8 protein-coding genes are annotated in these 15,790 nt (G+C 72.1%); 1 reads left to right on the top strand and 7 read right to left on the bottom strand.

The features are described from left to right. Positions 1 to 1,701, bottom strand: a complete 1,701-nt coding sequence (gene treS, locus ACFYWG_RS19700) for a maltose alpha-D-glucosyltransferase (protein ID WP_383500245.1) — start codon at positions 1,699 to 1,701, stop codon at positions 1 to 3. Continuing rightward, positions 1,698 to 3,818, bottom strand: coding sequence for an alpha-1,4-glucan--maltose-1-phosphate maltosyltransferase (locus ACFYWG_RS19705; RefSeq protein ID WP_389202488.1), 2,121 nt, complete (start codon positions 3,816 to 3,818; stop codon positions 1,698 to 1,700). The genes treS and ACFYWG_RS19705 overlap by 4 nt, the downstream gene beginning before the upstream one ends. A 787-nt stretch (positions 3,819 to 4,605) precedes the next feature. On the opposite strand from ACFYWG_RS19705, the gene ACFYWG_RS19710 reads away from it, so the two are divergent. Further along, on the top strand, positions 4,606 to 7,224 hold the full coding sequence (locus tag ACFYWG_RS19710; protein WP_376329588.1) for a glycosyltransferase family 1 protein: 2,619 nt from the start codon (positions 4,606 to 4,608) through the stop codon (positions 7,222 to 7,224). A 77-nt stretch (positions 7,225 to 7,301) separates the two neighbouring features. Here ACFYWG_RS19710 and ACFYWG_RS19715 read toward each other — a convergent pair whose 3' ends face one another. The 5 genes from ACFYWG_RS19715 to ACFYWG_RS19735 form a co-directional block, all read right to left on the bottom strand. Beyond that, positions 7,302 to 7,832, bottom strand: a complete 531-nt coding sequence (locus ACFYWG_RS19715; protein WP_376329591.1) for a DUF1990 family protein — start codon at positions 7,830 to 7,832, stop codon at positions 7,302 to 7,304. Between the two features lie 69 nt (positions 7,833 to 7,901). Further along, the gene (locus tag ACFYWG_RS19720) at positions 7,902 to 9,542 is read right to left on the bottom strand and encodes a M4 family metallopeptidase (protein WP_385416289.1); all 1,641 of its coding nucleotides are present in this window, start codon (positions 9,540 to 9,542) and stop codon (positions 7,902 to 7,904) included. A gap of 208 nt (positions 9,543 to 9,750) precedes the next feature. Beyond that, positions 9,751 to 11,805, bottom strand: coding sequence for a M4 family metallopeptidase (locus ACFYWG_RS19725; protein ID WP_383503526.1), 2,055 nt, complete (start codon positions 11,803 to 11,805; stop codon positions 9,751 to 9,753). Positions 11,806 to 12,069: 264 nt separating this feature from the next. Then, positions 12,070 to 13,920 carry an ABC transporter ATP-binding protein gene (locus ACFYWG_RS19730; protein ID WP_389202491.1) on the bottom strand — a complete coding sequence of 617 codons (1,851 nt, stop codon included), beginning with the start codon at positions 13,918 to 13,920 and terminating at the stop codon, positions 12,070 to 12,072. Next, on the bottom strand, positions 13,917 to 15,722 hold the full coding sequence (locus tag ACFYWG_RS19735; protein ID WP_383503528.1) for an ABC transporter ATP-binding protein: 1,806 nt from the start codon (positions 15,720 to 15,722) through the stop codon (positions 13,917 to 13,919). The genes ACFYWG_RS19730 and ACFYWG_RS19735 overlap by 4 nt, the downstream gene beginning before the upstream one ends. Positions 15,723 to 15,790 lie beyond the last annotated feature (68 nt).

Below are 15,790 nucleotides of genomic sequence, written 5' to 3' on the forward strand. Positions count from 1 at the left end.
TCACACGGCGTCCTTGCGGAGCCGGAACCAGTAGAAGCCGTGCCCGCCGAGGGTCAGCAGGTAGGGCAGTTCGCCGATGGCGGGGAAGCGGACCCCGCCGAACAGCTCCACCGGGTGCCGGCCCTCGAAGGCGCTCAGATCCAGCTCCGTGGGCTGCGCGAAGCGCGAGAAGTTGTTCACGCACAGCACCAGGTCGTCCTCGTACTCCCGCAGGAAGGCCAGCACGGCCGGGTTGGACGAGGGCAGTTCGGTGTAGGAGCCGAGGCCGAACGCGGGGTTCTGCTTGCGGATCTCGATCATGCGCCGGGTCCAGTGCAGCAGCGACGACGGCGAGGCCATGGACGCCTCGACGTTGGTCACCTGGTAGCCGTAGACCGGGTCCATGATCGTGGGCAGGAACAGCCGCCCGGGATCGGACGAGGAGAAGCCCGCGTTGCGGTCGGGCGTCCACTGCATCGGCGTGCGCACCGCGTCGCGGTCGCCGAGCCAGATGTTGTCGCCCATGCCGATCTCGTCGCCGTAGTAGAGGATCGGCGAGCCGGGCAGCGACAGCAGCAGGGCCGTGAACAGCTCGATCTGGTTGCGGTCGTTGTCCAGCAGCGGGGCGAGCCGGCGGCGGATGCCGATGTTGGCCCGCATCCGCGGGTCCTTGGCGTACTCGGCCCACATGTAGTCGCGCTCTTCGTCGGTCACCATCTCGAGCGTCAGCTCGTCGTGGTTGCGCAGGAAGATGCCCCACTGGCAGCGCTCGGGGATGGCCGGGGTCTTGGCCAGGATCTCGGAGACGGGGTAGCGGGACTCGCGCCGCACGGCCATGAAGATGCGCGGCATGACCGGGAAGTGGAACGCCATGTGGCACTCGTCGCCGCCGCTCGGGTAGTCGCCGAAGTAGTCGACGACGTCCTCGGGCCACTGGTTGGCCTCCGCCAGCAGCACGGTGTCCGGGTACTGGGCGTCGATCTCCTTGCGGACCCGCTTGAGGAAGGCATGGGTCGCCGGAAGGTTCTCGCAGTTGGTGCCCTCCTCCTGGTACAGGTAGGGCACCGCGTCCAGCCGGAACCCGTCGATCCCGAGGTCCAGCCAGAACTTCAGCGCGGAGATCATCTCCTCCTGCACGGCCGGGTTCTCGTAGTTGAGGTCCGGCTGGTGGGAGAAGAAGCGGTGCCAGAAGTACTGCTTGCGGACCGGGTCGTAGGTCCAGTTGGAGGCCTCGGTGTCGACGAAGATGATCCGCGCGTCCTGGAACTGCTTGTCGTCGTCGGCCCACACGTAGTAGTCGCCGTAGGGCCCGTCGGGGTCCTTCCTCGACTCCTGGAACCACGGGTGCTGGTCGCTGGTGTGGTTCATGACGAAGTCGATGATGACGCGCATGCCCCGCTGGTGGGCGGCGTCGACGAACTCCACGAAGTCGGCGAGGTCGCCGAACTCGGGCAGCACGGCGGTGTAGTCGCTGACGTCGTAGCCGCCGTCCCGCAGGGGCGACTTGAAGAAGGGCGGCAGCCACAGGCAGTCCACACCGAGCCACTGGAGGTAGTCCAGCTTGGCGGTCAGGCCCTTGAGGTCGCCGACGCCGTCGCCGTTGCTGTCCTGGAACGAGCGGACCAGCACCTCGTAGAAGACGGCGCGCTTGAACCAGTCGGGGTCGCGGTCCCTGGCGGGAGTGTCCTCGAACGTGTCCTGCACGGGTTCGTTGACGATCATGTTGTGGGTGACCCTCCGATCTGCGGGGTGGACGGTCGCAGCACCGAGAAGACGTGCGCGGGACGGTGTCCCGGCTCCAGGCGCACGTAGTTGCTCCGGCCCCAGTGATATGTCTCGCCGGTGAGCTCGTCGCGCACCGGCACCGACTCGTGCCAGTCCAGGCCGAGTTGCGGCATGTCCAACGAGACCGTGGCCTCCTGGGTGTGGTGGGGATCGAGGTTCGCGACCACCAGAACCGTGTTCGAACCCTGCCGCTTCGAGTACACGATCACCGCGTCCTGGTCCGCGTGGTGGAAGTGCAGGTCGCGCAGCTGCTGCAGGGCCGGATTCTCCCTGCGGACGGTGTTGAGGCGGGTGATCAGTGGGGCGATGCTGCGTCCCTGCCGCTCGGCCGCCTCCCAGTCGCGGGGGCGCAGCTGGTACTTCTCCGAGTCCAGGTACTCCTCGCTGCCCTCCTTCAACGGCACGTTCTCGCACAGCTCGTACCCCGAGTAGATGCCCCACGCCGGCGACAGCGTCGCGGCGAGCACGGCCCGCACCTCGAAGGCCGGCCGCCCGCCGTGCTGCAGATAGGCGTGCAGGATGTCGGGGGTGTTGGCGAAGAAGTTCGGCCGCATGTAGGAGGCCGCCTCACCCGACAGCTCCGTCAGGTACTCCGTCAGCTCCTGCTTGGTGTTGCGCCAGGTGAAGTACGTGTACGACTGCTGGAAGCCGATCTGCGCCAGCGTGTGCATCATCGCCGGCCGGGTGAACGCCTCCGCCAGGAAGATCACATCCGGGTCGGTGCGGTTGATCTCCCCGATCACCCGCTCCCAGAACACCACCGGCTTGGTGTGCGGATTGTCCACTCGGAAGATCCGCACGCCCGCGTCCATCCAGTGCCGCAGCACCCGGCACGTCTCCGCCACCAGGCCGTCCATGTCCGCGTCGAAGGCGATGGGGTAGATGTCCTGGTACTTCTTCGGCGGATTCTCCGCGTAGGCGATCGTGCCGTCGGGACGGTGGTGGAACCACTCCGGGTGCTTGTGCACCCACGGATGGTCCGGCGAGCACTGCAACGCGAAGTCCAGCGCGATCTCCAGCCCCAGCTCCCGCGCCTGCCCGACGAACCACACGAAGTCGTCCATCGTGCCCAGATCGGGGTGCACCGCGTCGTGGCCGCCCTCGGGCGAACCGATCGCCCACGGCACCCCCACGTCCTCCGGGCCGGGGGAGAGGGTGTTGTTGCGGCCCTTGCGGAACGTGGTGCCGATCGGGTGGATCGGCGGCAGGTAGACCACGTCGAAACCCATCGCCGCGATCGCCGGCAACCGCCGCGCCGCCGTCCGGAACGTCCCGTGCGGCCGTTCCTCGGTGCCCTCCGAACGCGGGAAGAACTCGTACCACGACCCGTACAGCGCCCGCTCCCGCTCCACCAGCAGCGGCAGGGGATCGCTGCTCGTCACCGGGTCGCGCAGCGGGTACCGGGCCAGGACCTCGTCGACCTCCGGCGTCAGCGCGGCCGCCAGGCGCGACGCCGCGGGACGCGTCTCGTCCCGCAGGGCGGCGACAGCGGCCGTGACCACGTCGCGCGGTCCCTCCTCGGGCACCCCGGCGGCCGCCCGCTCGTACAGGCGCGCGCCCTCCTCCAGGACGACGTCGGTGTCGATGCCCGCCGGGATCTTGATCCGGGCGTGGTGGCGCCAGGTGCTGACGGGGTCGCCCCACGCCTCCACGGTGAACGTCCACAGACCGGGTTCCCCGGCGGTGACCGTCGCGCCCCACCGGTCCGTGCCGGGCGCCAGCTCCCGCATCGGCGTCCACGGCCCGGGACGGCCCTCGGGGTCCTTCAGGACGACATTGGCCGCGACCGCGTCGTGCCCCTCCCGGAACACGGTCGCCGAGACCTCGAAGCTCTCGCCCGTGACGGCCTTGGCCGGGCGGCGCCCTCTCAGGACGGCGGGGCGGACGTCGAGGACGGGTATGCGCCCGACGGCCGTCGCCCCGTCCCCGGACGGTGGCGCCGGCGCCGGCGAGCCGGCGTCCGGCGGGGGCGCGGGGCGTGCGGCGCCGCCGGGTGCGCGCGCCCCGGTGGTACGGCGGTTCGGGGGTGCTGGCGAATGGTGCTTGGCGGGCATGACCGCTCCTGTCCGCGTCAACGTGGGTGGGCGGATGACTGTGGGGAGGTGGGTCCTGCGTGGTGTTCCCGAGAGGAGTACCCGCTGGAGCCTTCCCACCCTGTTCGGGTGGGCAATCCGGCACTTTGTTAACTACTCACGCGTATGTCGACACACAAGACCGGCCTCCTCCGGGGCAGACGGGACCGGCCCTTCCGAGTGGCCGCTCCTTCGCCCTACCCCCGTCTTCCGCGCAGTAACTTGTCCGATCAACGTCCGTTCGGGGCCGGCCCCCCGAGGGCCGCCACCGCGCCGGCCCTACCCCGCCCGACCTGGGCCGGAGCCCGTGCCGCCGGGTCGGGCGGACGGAGAGCGCCCGACGTCACGGCATGGACCCGCGCCGTCGCGGTACCCGGTCGGGCTGTCCCCGAGGACGAGCGCGGGGGCGGGAGCGGGGCTCCCCGGGGGCCGCACGGCCGGCGCCGGACCGGGCTCCGAGAAGTCCGGTTTCCTACCCCCCGAGGCCGGTCGCCCCACGGTATGCGCCCCCTCTTCGCTCCGGCGCACGGGCGCCGCGGGGCGGCGCGCGCCGCGGACGGGGGCCGGAGCGCCGCGAGCGGCCTTCCGTGCCGTGTGCGACCCGGGGGAAGGCCCGGGCGCAGGAATCCGGCCAGGTCCGGGCACGGCGGCGTTCGGGCCGATCGGGGGTCGGGTCGCGGAGCCTCAGCGGAGGCGGCGCCGACGCCGGTAGTGTCGTAGACGACGTCGATGAAGCCCTGCGTCGAAGCCCAGCGTGACGAGGTGGAAAGTGAAGGCGATCCGTCGGTTCACCGTCCGACCCGTGCTCCCCGAACCCCTCAGGCCGCTCAGCGATCTCGCCCGCAACCTGCGCTGGTCGTGGCATGCCGAGACCCGCGACCTGTTCCAGTCCGTCGACCCCGGGCGCTGGTCCGCCTCGGGGGGCGACCCGGTCCGCCTGCTGGGGAGCGTGCCGCCGGCACGCCTCGCCGAGCTGGCCGGGGACCGCCGCTTCCTGCGCCGCCTCGCCGCGGTCGCGGGCGACCTGCACGACTACACCACCGGCGACCGCTGGTACCAGGCCCAGACCGAGGCCCTGCCCGCCGCCATCGCCTACTTCTCACCCGAGTTCGGCATCACGGCCGCCCTGCCGCAGTACTCCGGCGGCCTCGGCATCCTCGCCGGCGACCACCTGAAGGCGGCCAGCGACCTCGGCGTCCCGCTGATCGGGGTCGGCCTGCTCTACCGGCACGGCTACTTCCGCCAGACCCTGTCCCGGGACGGCTGGCAGCAGGAGCACTACCCGGTCCTCGACCCCAACGAGCTGCCCGTCGCCCAGCTCGAGGAGCCCGGCGGCGCCCCCGCCCAGGTCGCCCTCGCCCTGCCCGGCGGCCGCCAGCTGCACGCCCGGATCTGGCTGGCGCAGGTCGGCCGGGTCCCGCTGCTCCTGCTGGACTCCGACGTCGAGGAGAACGACCTCGGCGAACGCGGCGTGACCGACCGCCTCTACGGCGGCGGCAGCGAGCACCGGCTGCTGCAGGAGATGCTCCTCGGCATAGGAGGCGTCCGGGCGGTACGGACGTACTGCCGGCTGACCGGCCATCCCGAGCCGGAGGTGTTCCACACCAACGAGGGGCACGCCGGGTTCCTCGGCCTGGAGCGCATCGCCGAACTGTGCGACGGCGGGCTCGACTTCGACTCGGCGCTGGAGTCCGTCCGGGCCGGCACCGTCTTCACCACCCACACGCCCGTGCCGGCCGGCATCGACCGCTTCGACCGGGAGCTGGTCGCCCGGCACTTCGGCCCCGACGCCGAGCTGCCCCGCATCGACGTGGACCGCGTCCTGCGGCTGGGCATGGAGACCTACCCGGGCGGCGAGCCCAACCTGTTCAACATGGCCGTGATGGGCCTGCGCCTGGCCCAGCGCGCCAACGGGGTGTCGCTGCTGCACGGCAACGTCAGCCGCGAGATGTTCTCCGGCCTGTGGCCCGGGTTCGACGCCGACGAGGTGCCGATCACCTCCGTCACCAACGGTGTGCACGCCCCCACCTGGGTCGCGCCCGAGGTGTTCCGGCTCGGTGCCCGGCAGATCGGCGTCCAGCGCGCAGAGGACGCGATGAGCGTCGGCGGCTCGGAGCGCTGGGACTCGGTGGCCGACATCCCCGACCAGGACATCTGGGACCTGCGGCGGGTCCTGCGCGAGCAGCTCGTCGAGGAGGTCCGCGAGCGGCTGCGCGCCTCCTGGCGGCAGCGCGGCGCCGGCACGGCCGAACTGGGCTGGATCGACGGCGTGCTCGACCCGGACGTGCTCACCATCGGCTTCGCCCGGCGCGTGCCGTCGTACAAGCGGCTGACGCTGATGCTGCGCGACCGGGACCGGCTGATGGACCTGCTGCTGCACCCCGAGCGGCCGATCCAGATCGTCGTCGCCGGCAAGGCGCACCCCGCCGACGACGGCGGCAAGCGGCTGGTGCAGGAACTGGTGCGGTTCACGGACGACCCGCGGGTGCGCCACCGCATCGTGTTCCTGCCCGACTACGGCATGGCGATGGCGCAGAAGCTCTACCCGGGCTGCGACATCTGGCTGAACAACCCGCTCAGGCCGCTGGAGGCGTGCGGCACGTCCGGTATGAAGGCCGCCCTCAACGGCTGCCTCAACCTGTCCGTCCTGGACGGCTGGTGGGACGAGTGGTTCCAGCCCGACTTCGGCTGGGCCATCCCCACGGCCGACGGCGCCGGGACCGACCCGGACCACCGCGACGACATAGAGGCCGCGGCGCTGTACGAGCTGCTGGAGCAGCGGGTGACGCCCCGCTTCTACGAGCGCGGCCGCAGCGGCCTGCCCGACCGCTGGATCGAGATGGTCCGGCACACGCTCGGCTCGCTCGGGCCGAAGGTGCTGGCCGGGCGGATGGTCCGCGAGTACGTCGAGCGGCTCTACACGCCGGCGGCCGTGGCCCACCGGGCCCTCGGACCGGACACCGCACGGGACCTCGCCGAGTGGAAGGCCCGGGTGCGCGCGGCCTGGCCGGGCGTCACCGTCGACCACGTGGAGACGTCGGCCTCCGAGACCCTGGCGGAGCTGGGCACGACCCTCGGGCTGCGGGTGCGGGTCGGGCTCGGCGGGCTCGGTCCCGACGACGTCGAGGTCCAGGTGGTGTCGGGGCGGGTCGACGAGCAGGACCGCATCGGCGACGCGACGGTCGTCCCGCTTAAGGCGGTGGGTTCCGCCGAGCAGGACGGGCGGTGGGTCTACGAGGGGCCCCTGTCGCTGGACCGGACCGGGCCGTTCGGGTACACCGTGCGGATCCTCCCGGCGCACCGGCTGCTGGCGTCGAGCGCGGAGCTGGGCCTGGTGGCCGGGCCGTCCGAGGAACTGGTGGCCGCCGGAGGGCTGCTGATGCGGTGAGCCCGCCGCCCGCGGGTGCGTGGGCGCGGGACCGGACCCGGCGGCGGACGCCGCGCGGTGGTCCGGTCCCGCGCCCCTCAGCTCTCGGTGCCGCCCTGCGCCACCAGGGTGCGCAGGACGGTGCCGCACCGGCGGGCGTAGGCGTGCTGGAAGCCCCGCGTCGCGGGGCCGCCGGCCTTCGCGTACCACTTGGCGGGCCGGCTGAAGGCGCTCACCGTCAGCCAGACGGTCCCGTCGCCCGTGCGGTCCACCACGAAGGACTCCTCGCCGCTCTCCGGGTGGCCGGGCAGCGTGCCGTACGCCCAGCCGGCGCGGCGGGGTTCCTCCACGGCCCACACGACGCGGCAGGGCGCCTTGATCATGCCGGCCAGGGTGACGGTGACGTCCACGCCCGGGGCCGCGCGCTCCGCGCCCGCGTCGAGGCCCACGCCCAGGGCGCGGTGCATCTCCCAGGTGAGGACGGCCTGCGAGGCCCGGCGGAAGACGTCCTCGCCCTCGCCGAGCCGGGTGCGCACGTGCAGGGAACGGAAGCCCGGCGGGCAGAAGCCCCGCTCACGGGTGGCGCCGACATCGGCGTAGGTGAAGTCCTGCGGATCCGTAGAAGACACGGTTCCCAAGAGTAGGGCGGTACCCGGACCCGCCCGGGGTCCGGGTACCGCCCTCGGGCCGTGCCCCGGTCAGTTGACGTTCACGGCGGACCAGGCGGCCGCGACCGTCTTGTACTCGGTGCTGGACGCGCCGTACAGGGCCGAGGCGGCGTTCAGGGTCGCCGTACGGGCCTGCGCGTACTTCGTCGTCGACGTCATGTACGTCGTCAGCGCCTTGTACCAGATCTGCAGCGCCTTGGTGCGGCCGATGCCGGTGACCGTGGAGCCGTTGGAGGTGGGCGAGTTGTAGGTCACGCCGTTGATGGTCTTCGTGCCGCTGCCCTCGGACAGCAGGTAGAAGAAGTGGTTGGCGGGACCGGACGAGTAGTGCACGTCCACGCCGCCCAGGCCGGAGGACCAGGCGTCCTTGGACGAGCCGTCCTTGCTGGGCTTGTCCATGTAGCGCAGCGGCGTGCCGTCGCCGTTGATGTCGATCTCCTCGCCGATGAGGTAGTCACCGGCGTCGGAGGAGTTGCCGGCGAAGAACTCCGCGCCCGCGCCGAAGATGTCGCTGGTCGCCTCGTTCAGGCCGCCGGACTCGCCGCTGTAGTTCAGGCCCGCGGTGGCCGAGGTCAGGCCGTGGCTCATCTCGTGGGCCGCCACGTCGAGCGAGGTCAGCGGGTTGGCGTTGCCGGAGCCGTCGCCGTAGGTCATGCAGAAGCAGCTGTCGGACCAGAACGCGTTGACGTAGTTGTTGCCGTAGTGGACGCGGGAGTAGGCGGCCCTGCCGTCGTTGCGGATGCCGTTGCGGCCGAACACGCTCTTGTAGAAGTCCCAGGTGACCTGGGCCCCGTAGTGGGCGTCGGCGCCGGCGGTCTCCGCGTTGGAGGGGCTGCCGTTGCCCCAGATGTCGTCGGAGCCGGAGAAGAGGGTGCCGGTGCCGGAGGTGCCGCGGTTGAGGTTGTACGTCTTGTGGCCGCCGCGGGTGCCGTCGGTGAGGTTGTACGAGGTGCCCGACCTGGTGGTGCTCAGGGTGACCTGGCCGCTGTAGGTGGTGTTGCCCGTGCCGGTCTCGACGGCCTGGTACTCGTACAGCTTCTTGCCGGTGGCGGCGTCGGTGATGACGTGCAGCTCGTTGGGGGTGCCGTCCTCCTGGAGGCCGCCGACGACGGTCTCGTAGGCGAGGACCGGCTTGCCGCTCGCGGCCCAGATCACCTTGCGGGGCGCGGAGGCGGGCTCGGTCTTCTCCGAGCCGGCCGCCTCGGCGCGGGCCACGGCCTGCTTCTCGGCCTTGGCGGCGGCGATCGCGGGCTTGAGCGAGGCGACCTCGACGGCGGCCTTCGTCGCCCGGGTGACGCCCTTGGCGGCGCCGGACTTCGAGGTGTGCACCACGAGGTCGCCGCCGAGGACCGGCAGGCCCGCGTAGGTGCGCTCGTAGCGGGTGTGGACGGTGCCGTCGGCGTCCTTCACGACGTCCTTGACGACGAGTTCCTCCTGGGAGCCGAGGCCTATCGCGTCGGCGGTCCGCGAGGCGCCGGCCTGCTGCTCCTGGACGAGCGCGGCGCGGGCGGGCGCCGAGAGCAGGACGGGCGCGGCGGCGGGCGTGCCGGGGGAGTCGGCCGCGACGCTGCTGCCCGAGGTGAGGCCGGTGGTGAGGAGGGCGCCGGAGGCGACGGCGGTGGCGATGGCCAGCGTGGCGCGCCTGCGACGGGTGGGACGAGGGGTGGACACACAGGCTCCTAGTGGTGGGGGAAGCTGCGGTGCTGTGCGGTGGGTGGGGGAAGAGTGGCATTCAAGACGCGTACATGTCAGGAGTGACAGGTGATGTTGGCCGGAAATCGACGGCGCCTGATCGCCTCCGCACGGAAAGCGGGCGCCGCCCCGGGGGATTCGAACCCACCGGGGCGACGCCCTGACTCGAGGCAGGTGACCTGCCGCTTTACGGGAAGGTCAGCTTCCAGCTGTTGATGTAGCCGGTGTCGGCGGCCGCGTTGTCCTGCACCCGCAGCTTCCAGACGCCGTCGGCCGCTTCGGAGGAGGCGTTCACCGTGTAGGTGGTGTTGATGTTGTCCGCACTGCCGCCGGTGCCGTAGCCCTTGAGGGTGTACGCCGTTCCGTCGGGGGCGACCAGGTCGACCTTGAGGTCACCGATGTAGGTGTGGACGATGTCCACGGCGACCTGGAGGTTGGACGGCGCGTTGCCCGTCCGGCCGGAGACGGTGATCGAGGAGGTCACCGCCGAGCCGCGGTCCGGTATCGCCACGTCGGCGGTGTTCTCGAACGAGGTGCCCCCGCCGCCCCCGCCGCCGGAGCGGGTGCCGACGTTGACGCCCGCCCACGCGTCCTGGACCGCCTTGTACTCGGCGCTGTCCGCGCCGTACAGCTCACCGGTGGCCGCGAGGGTGCCGGTGCGGGCGCCCGCGTAGTTGGTGTTCGAGGTGAACTTCGTGGTGAGCGCGCGGAACCAGATCTTCTCCGCCTTGTCCCGGCCGATGCCGGTGACCGGAAGGCCGTCCGAGGTGGGCGAGTCGTACGTGACACCGTTGATCGTCTTGGTGCCGCTGCCCTCGCTCAGCAGGTAGAAGAAGTGGTTCGCCGGGCCCGAGGAGTAGTGCACGTCGATCGAGCCGATGCCCGAGTACCAGGCGTCCTTGGACGAGCCGTCCTTGCTGGGCTTGTCCATGTAGCGCAGCGGCGTGCCGTCGCCGTTGATGTTGATCTCCTCGCCGATGAGGTAGTCACCGACGTCGGAGGAGTTCTTGGCGTGGAACTCGACGGTCGAACCGAAGATGTCGGAGGTCGCCTCGTTCAGGCCGCCGGACTCGCCGGAGTAGACGAGCTTGGCCGTGTTCGACGTGAGGCCGTGGGTCATCTCGTGCGCGGCCACGTCGATCGACGTCAGCGGGTTGGCGTTGCCGGAGCCGTCGCCGTAGGTCATGCAGAAGCAGCTGTCCGACCAGAACGCGTTGACGTAGTTGTTGCCGTAGTGGACGCGCGAGTACGCGCCCACGCCGTCGCCGCGGATGCCGGAGCGCCCGTGCACGTTCTTGTAGTAGTCCCAGGTGAGCGCGGCGCCGTAGTGGGCGTCGGCGCCGGCGGACTCCAGGTTGGAGGGGCTGCCGTTGCCCCAGACGTCGTCCGGGCCGGAGAAGAGGGTGCCGGTGCCGGAGGTGCCGCGGTTGAGGTTGTACGTCTTGTGGCCGCCGCGGGCGCCGTCGGTGAGGTTGTACGTCGACCCGGACTGGGTGGTGGTGAGGTCGACCGTGCCGGAGTACACCGTGTTGCCGGTGCCGGTCTCGATCGCCTCCCACTCGTACAGCTTCTCGCCGGTGGTGGCGTCGGTGACGACGTGCAGTTCCTGCGGTGTGCCGTCGTGCTGGAAGCCGCCGACGACCGTCTCGTAGGCCACGACCGGCTTGCCGCTCGCGGCCCAGACGACCTTGCGGGGCTCGCGGTTGATGTCCGCGGTCCGGGCCTCGGCCTTGCCGGCGGTCAGCGCCTGCTTGCGGGCCTTGGCGGCGGGCAGCGCGGCGGTGGTGGTGGCCGGCTTCACCGCGGTCCGGGTCGCCTTGACGACGTCCCTGGTCGCACCGGACTTCGCCGCCTCGACCACCAGGTCCCCGCCGAGGACGGGCAGGCCGTCGTAGGTGCGCTCGTAGCGGGTGTGGACCGTGCCGTCACGGTCCTTGACCACGTCCCGGACGACCAGCTTCTCCTTGGCGCCGAGACCCAGCTCCTTCGCCGTCTCCGCCTTGGCGGCGTCGGCCTCCCGGATCAGCGCGGCGCGCTGGGCGGGGGTCAGCTTCACCGACTCGGAGCCGGGGTTCGCCTTGCTCGCGGCCGACGGTGCCTTCTCCGGGGCTGCGACGGCGGTGCCGCTCTGGACGGCGGCGGCGATCAGCGCGGCGACGCCGGCCAGGGCCACGGCCGCGGTGCGGCGGGTGCGAGGAGCGGGTCTGTGGGAGGTGGCTCTGCGCGAGGAACTGCTTCTCAACACGGACTCCTTCTGCGGGACCGGGGGTCGCCCGGCCTGGGGAGGTGGAGGTGTTGCTGTGGGGTTGCTGTGGAGCAGTCGCCACGGAAGCGTGGCAGGGGACCGCGCTTTCTGTCAGGAGCGCGTCAACACTATGGCCGGAAACGGTTCGTTGACCGGAAGTTCATGTCCGCAATACGAACGCTTCGCCCGGCCGGGACCGGACATGAACCGGACCGGGAGCGGCCGGAATCGGCCGGGACGGGCCCAGGGGGCCCGCGCGTCCTACGCCAGGCTCTCCCGCCAGGCCCGGTGCAGATCCGCGAACCTGCCCGTGCCGTCGACGAGTGCGGCCGGGGTGCCGTCCTCGACGACCACGCCCCGCTCCATCACCAGGACGCGGTCGGCGATCTCCACCGTGGACAGCCGGTGGGCGATGACCACCGCCGTACGGCCCTTCAGCACCGTCGCCATCGCCCGCTGCACCGCGCGCTCGCCCGGGATGTCCAGCGAGCTGGTCGCCTCGTCGAGGATCAGCACCGCCGGGTCGGCCAGCAACGCCCGGGCGAACGCCACCAGTTGCCGCTGCCCGGCCGAAATGCGCCCACCCCGCTTGCGCACGTCGGTGTCGTAGCCGTCGGGCAGCGCGGCGATGAAGTCGTGCGCGCCGATGGCCTTCGCCGCCTGCTCCATCTCCGCGCGGGTCGCGTCCGGGCGGCCGATCGCGATGTTGTCGGCGACCGTGCCCGAGAACAGGAACGCCTCCTGCGTCACCATGACCACCCCGCGCCGCAGTTCGGGCACGGCCAGGTCGCGCAGGTCGACGCCGTCGAGCAGCACCCGGCCCTCGGACGGGTCGTAGAACCGGGCCAGCAGCTTGGCCAGGGTCGACTTGCCGGCGCCCGTGGAGCCCACCACCGCGACCGTCTGGCCGGCCGGGATCGTCAGGTCGAAGCGGGGCAGGATCTCGCCCCCCGTGCGGTAGGCGAAGCGCACACCGTCGAAGACGACCTCGCGGCCCGGGTGCTCGCCCTCCAGCGGCGGCAGCTGCCGCGGGTGCGCCGGCTCCGGCACGGACGGGCTCTGGGCCAGCAGGCCCGCGATCTTCTCCAGGGAGGCCGCCGCCGACTGGTACGAGTTGAGGAACATCCCGAGCCGGTCGATCGGGTCGTACAGCCGCCGCAGGTACAGCACCGCCGCCGCCAGCACCCCGAGGGCCAGCGTGCCGTCCGCGACCCGGTGGGCGCCCCACAGCACGATGGCCGCGACCGCCGTGTTCGCGATCAGGCGCGAGCCGGTGACGTAGCGGGCCATCTCCAGCAGCGCGTCGCCGTTGGTGCGCTCGTGCCGCCGGTTCAGCACGCCGAACTCGGCGTCGTTGGCCGCCTCGCGGCGAAAGGCGCGCACCGGCCGGATCCCGTTCATCGTCTCGACGAACTTGACGATGACGGCGGCGATCGCGGTCGACCGCGCCCGGTACACCCGCCCCGCCCGCCGCTGGTACAGCCGCACGAGCGCGTACAGCGGCACCAGCGACGCCACCGCCACGCCCCCGAGGCCGAGATCCAGCCACAGCAGCATCGCCGAGATGTAGACGAACGACAGGACGACCGTCACCAGCTCCTGCAGGCCCTCGTCCAGCAGCTCGCGCAGCGACTCCACGTCCGTCGTGGAGCGGGAGATGAGCCGGCCCGAGGTGTAGCGCTCGTGGAAGTCCACGCTGAGTGCCTGGGCGTGCCGGAAGATCCGGCCCCGCAGGTCCAGCAGCACGTCCTGGCTGACCCGGGCCGCCGCGGCGACGAAGGCGAACTGCAGCCCGCCCGCCGCCAGCGCGCAGGCCAGGTACCCGGCGGCCACCGCGACGAGCGGCCCGTGGTCCTGCGCCCGGAAGGCCGGCACGGCCCGGTCGATGGCGTACGCCACCAGCAGCGGACCGGCCTGCACCACCGCCTGCTGCACCAGCAGGAGCAGTGTCGTCACGGCGACCCGCGCCCTCATCGGCGCGAGCAGGGACCGCAGCAGCGCGGCGGTGGCGCCCGGCGGAGTGGGCAGGAGGTCCTGGTCGAAGGGGTCGCCGGCGGCTGCCGCCGGGTCCCCGGGCCGCCGGTCCGCCGGTGCCGTGGTGGCCGCCGTCATCGTGCGTCCTCCTCTTCCCCCGCCGGCTCCCCGGCCATCAGGTGCGCGTACTCGGCGCTGGTGCGCAGCAGTTCGTGGTGGGTGCCGACCGCGGTGATCCGGCCGCCGGACAGCAGGGCGACGCGGTCGGCGAGCAGCACGGTCGACGGGCGGTGCGCCACGATCAGGGCCGTGGTGTCCGCGAGCACCTGCCGCAGGGCGGCCTCCACGGCGGCCTCGGTGTGCACGTCCAGGGCCGACAGCGGGTCGTCCAGCACCAGGAACTCGGGCTGCCCGACGACCGCCCGGGCCAGGGCCAGGCGCTGGCGCTGGCCGCCGGACAGGCTCAGGCCCTGCTCGCCGACCCGGGTGTCCGCGCCCTGCGGCAGCGCGTGCACGAAGTCGGCCTGCGCCACGGCCAGGGCGCGCTCCAGGTCGGCCGCCGAGGCGGTGTCGCCGGCGCCCATGAGGACGTTCTCGCCCACCGCGGCGGAGAACAGGGTGGGTTCCTCGAACGCCACCGCGACCTTGGCCCGCAGCGCCTTCCTGGACAGCTCGGTGATGTCGGTGCCGTCGAGGGTGATGCGCCCCGAGGTGACCTCGTAGAGCCGGGGGACGAGGGCCGTGAGGGTGGTCTTGCCGCTGCCGGTGGCGCCGACCAGGGCCATCGACTCACCGGGCCGGATGTGCAGGTCGATGTCGCGCAGGACGGGCGGGGTGCCCGGCGGCGCGTCGGGATAGCGGAAGGTGACGTCGTGGAAGCGCAGGCCCCGCTCGCGCACGGGTGCGGCGGGGACGGTGCGCGCCGGGGCCGCGCCGGCCTCGGCGCCCTCGGGCTGCTCGTCCATCACCTCGAAGTACCGCTCCGTGGCGGTCGCCGCCTCCTGGCTCATCGCCAGCAGGAAGCCGATCGACTCCACGGGCCAGCGCAGCGCCAGCGCCGTCGAGAGGAACGCCACCAGCGTCCCCGCCGACAGCGCCCCGTCGGCGACCTGCACGACCCCCACCACCAGGGCGGCGCCGATCGCCACCTCCGGCAGCGTGACGATCACGCCCCAGATCGCGGCCAGCAGCCGCGCCTTGCGCAGTTCCGTGCCGCGCAGGGTCCGCGACAGGTCCCGGAACGCCGTCGCCTGGCTGCGGTGGCGGCCGAAGCCCTTGATGATGCGGATGCCGAGCACGCTCTCCTCGACGACCGTCGTCAGGTCGCCGACCTGGTCCTGGGCGCGCCGGGCCACCGCCGCGTAGCGCTTCTCGAAGATCACGCACATGACGACGACGGGCACCGCGGGCCCGAGGACGACCAGCCCCAGCGTCACGTCCTGGACCAGCATGATGATCACGCCGACCAGAATGGTCACGCCGTTGACCAGCAGGAACGTCAGCGGGAAGGCGAGGAACATGCGCAGCAGCATCAGGTCCGTCGTCCCCCGGGACAGCAGCTGCCCCGAGGCCCACCGGTCGTGGAAGGCCACCGGCAGCCGCTGGAGGTGGCGGTACAGCTCCGCCCGCATCGACGCCTCGACCCGCGACAGCGGACGTGCCACCAGCCAGCGCCGCAGCCCGAACAGCAGGGCCTCCGCGAACCCGAGCAGCAGCAGGTACAGCGCGCCGAGCCGGACGCCGGCCGGGTCCCGGTCGGCGATCGGCCCGTCCACCATCCACTTGAGCACGAGCGGGATGACCAGCCCGACGCAGGAGGCGAGTATCGCGACGAACGCGGCGGTGAACAGCCGCACCCGGACGGGCCGTACGTACGGCCACAGGCGCAGCAGCGCACGCACGGCGGAGCGGTCCTGGGCGGGGGCGGGTGTCGTGGGCATCAGCAGCGAGCCTACGGTTCACCACTGACAGTGCCCACCGGATTTCCGCCGGATCCGCCTCCGCCTCC

This window comes from Streptomyces sp. NPDC003456, from assembly GCF_042878735.1.
Taxonomy (GTDB): Bacteria; Actinomycetota; Actinomycetes; order Streptomycetales; family Streptomycetaceae; genus Streptomyces.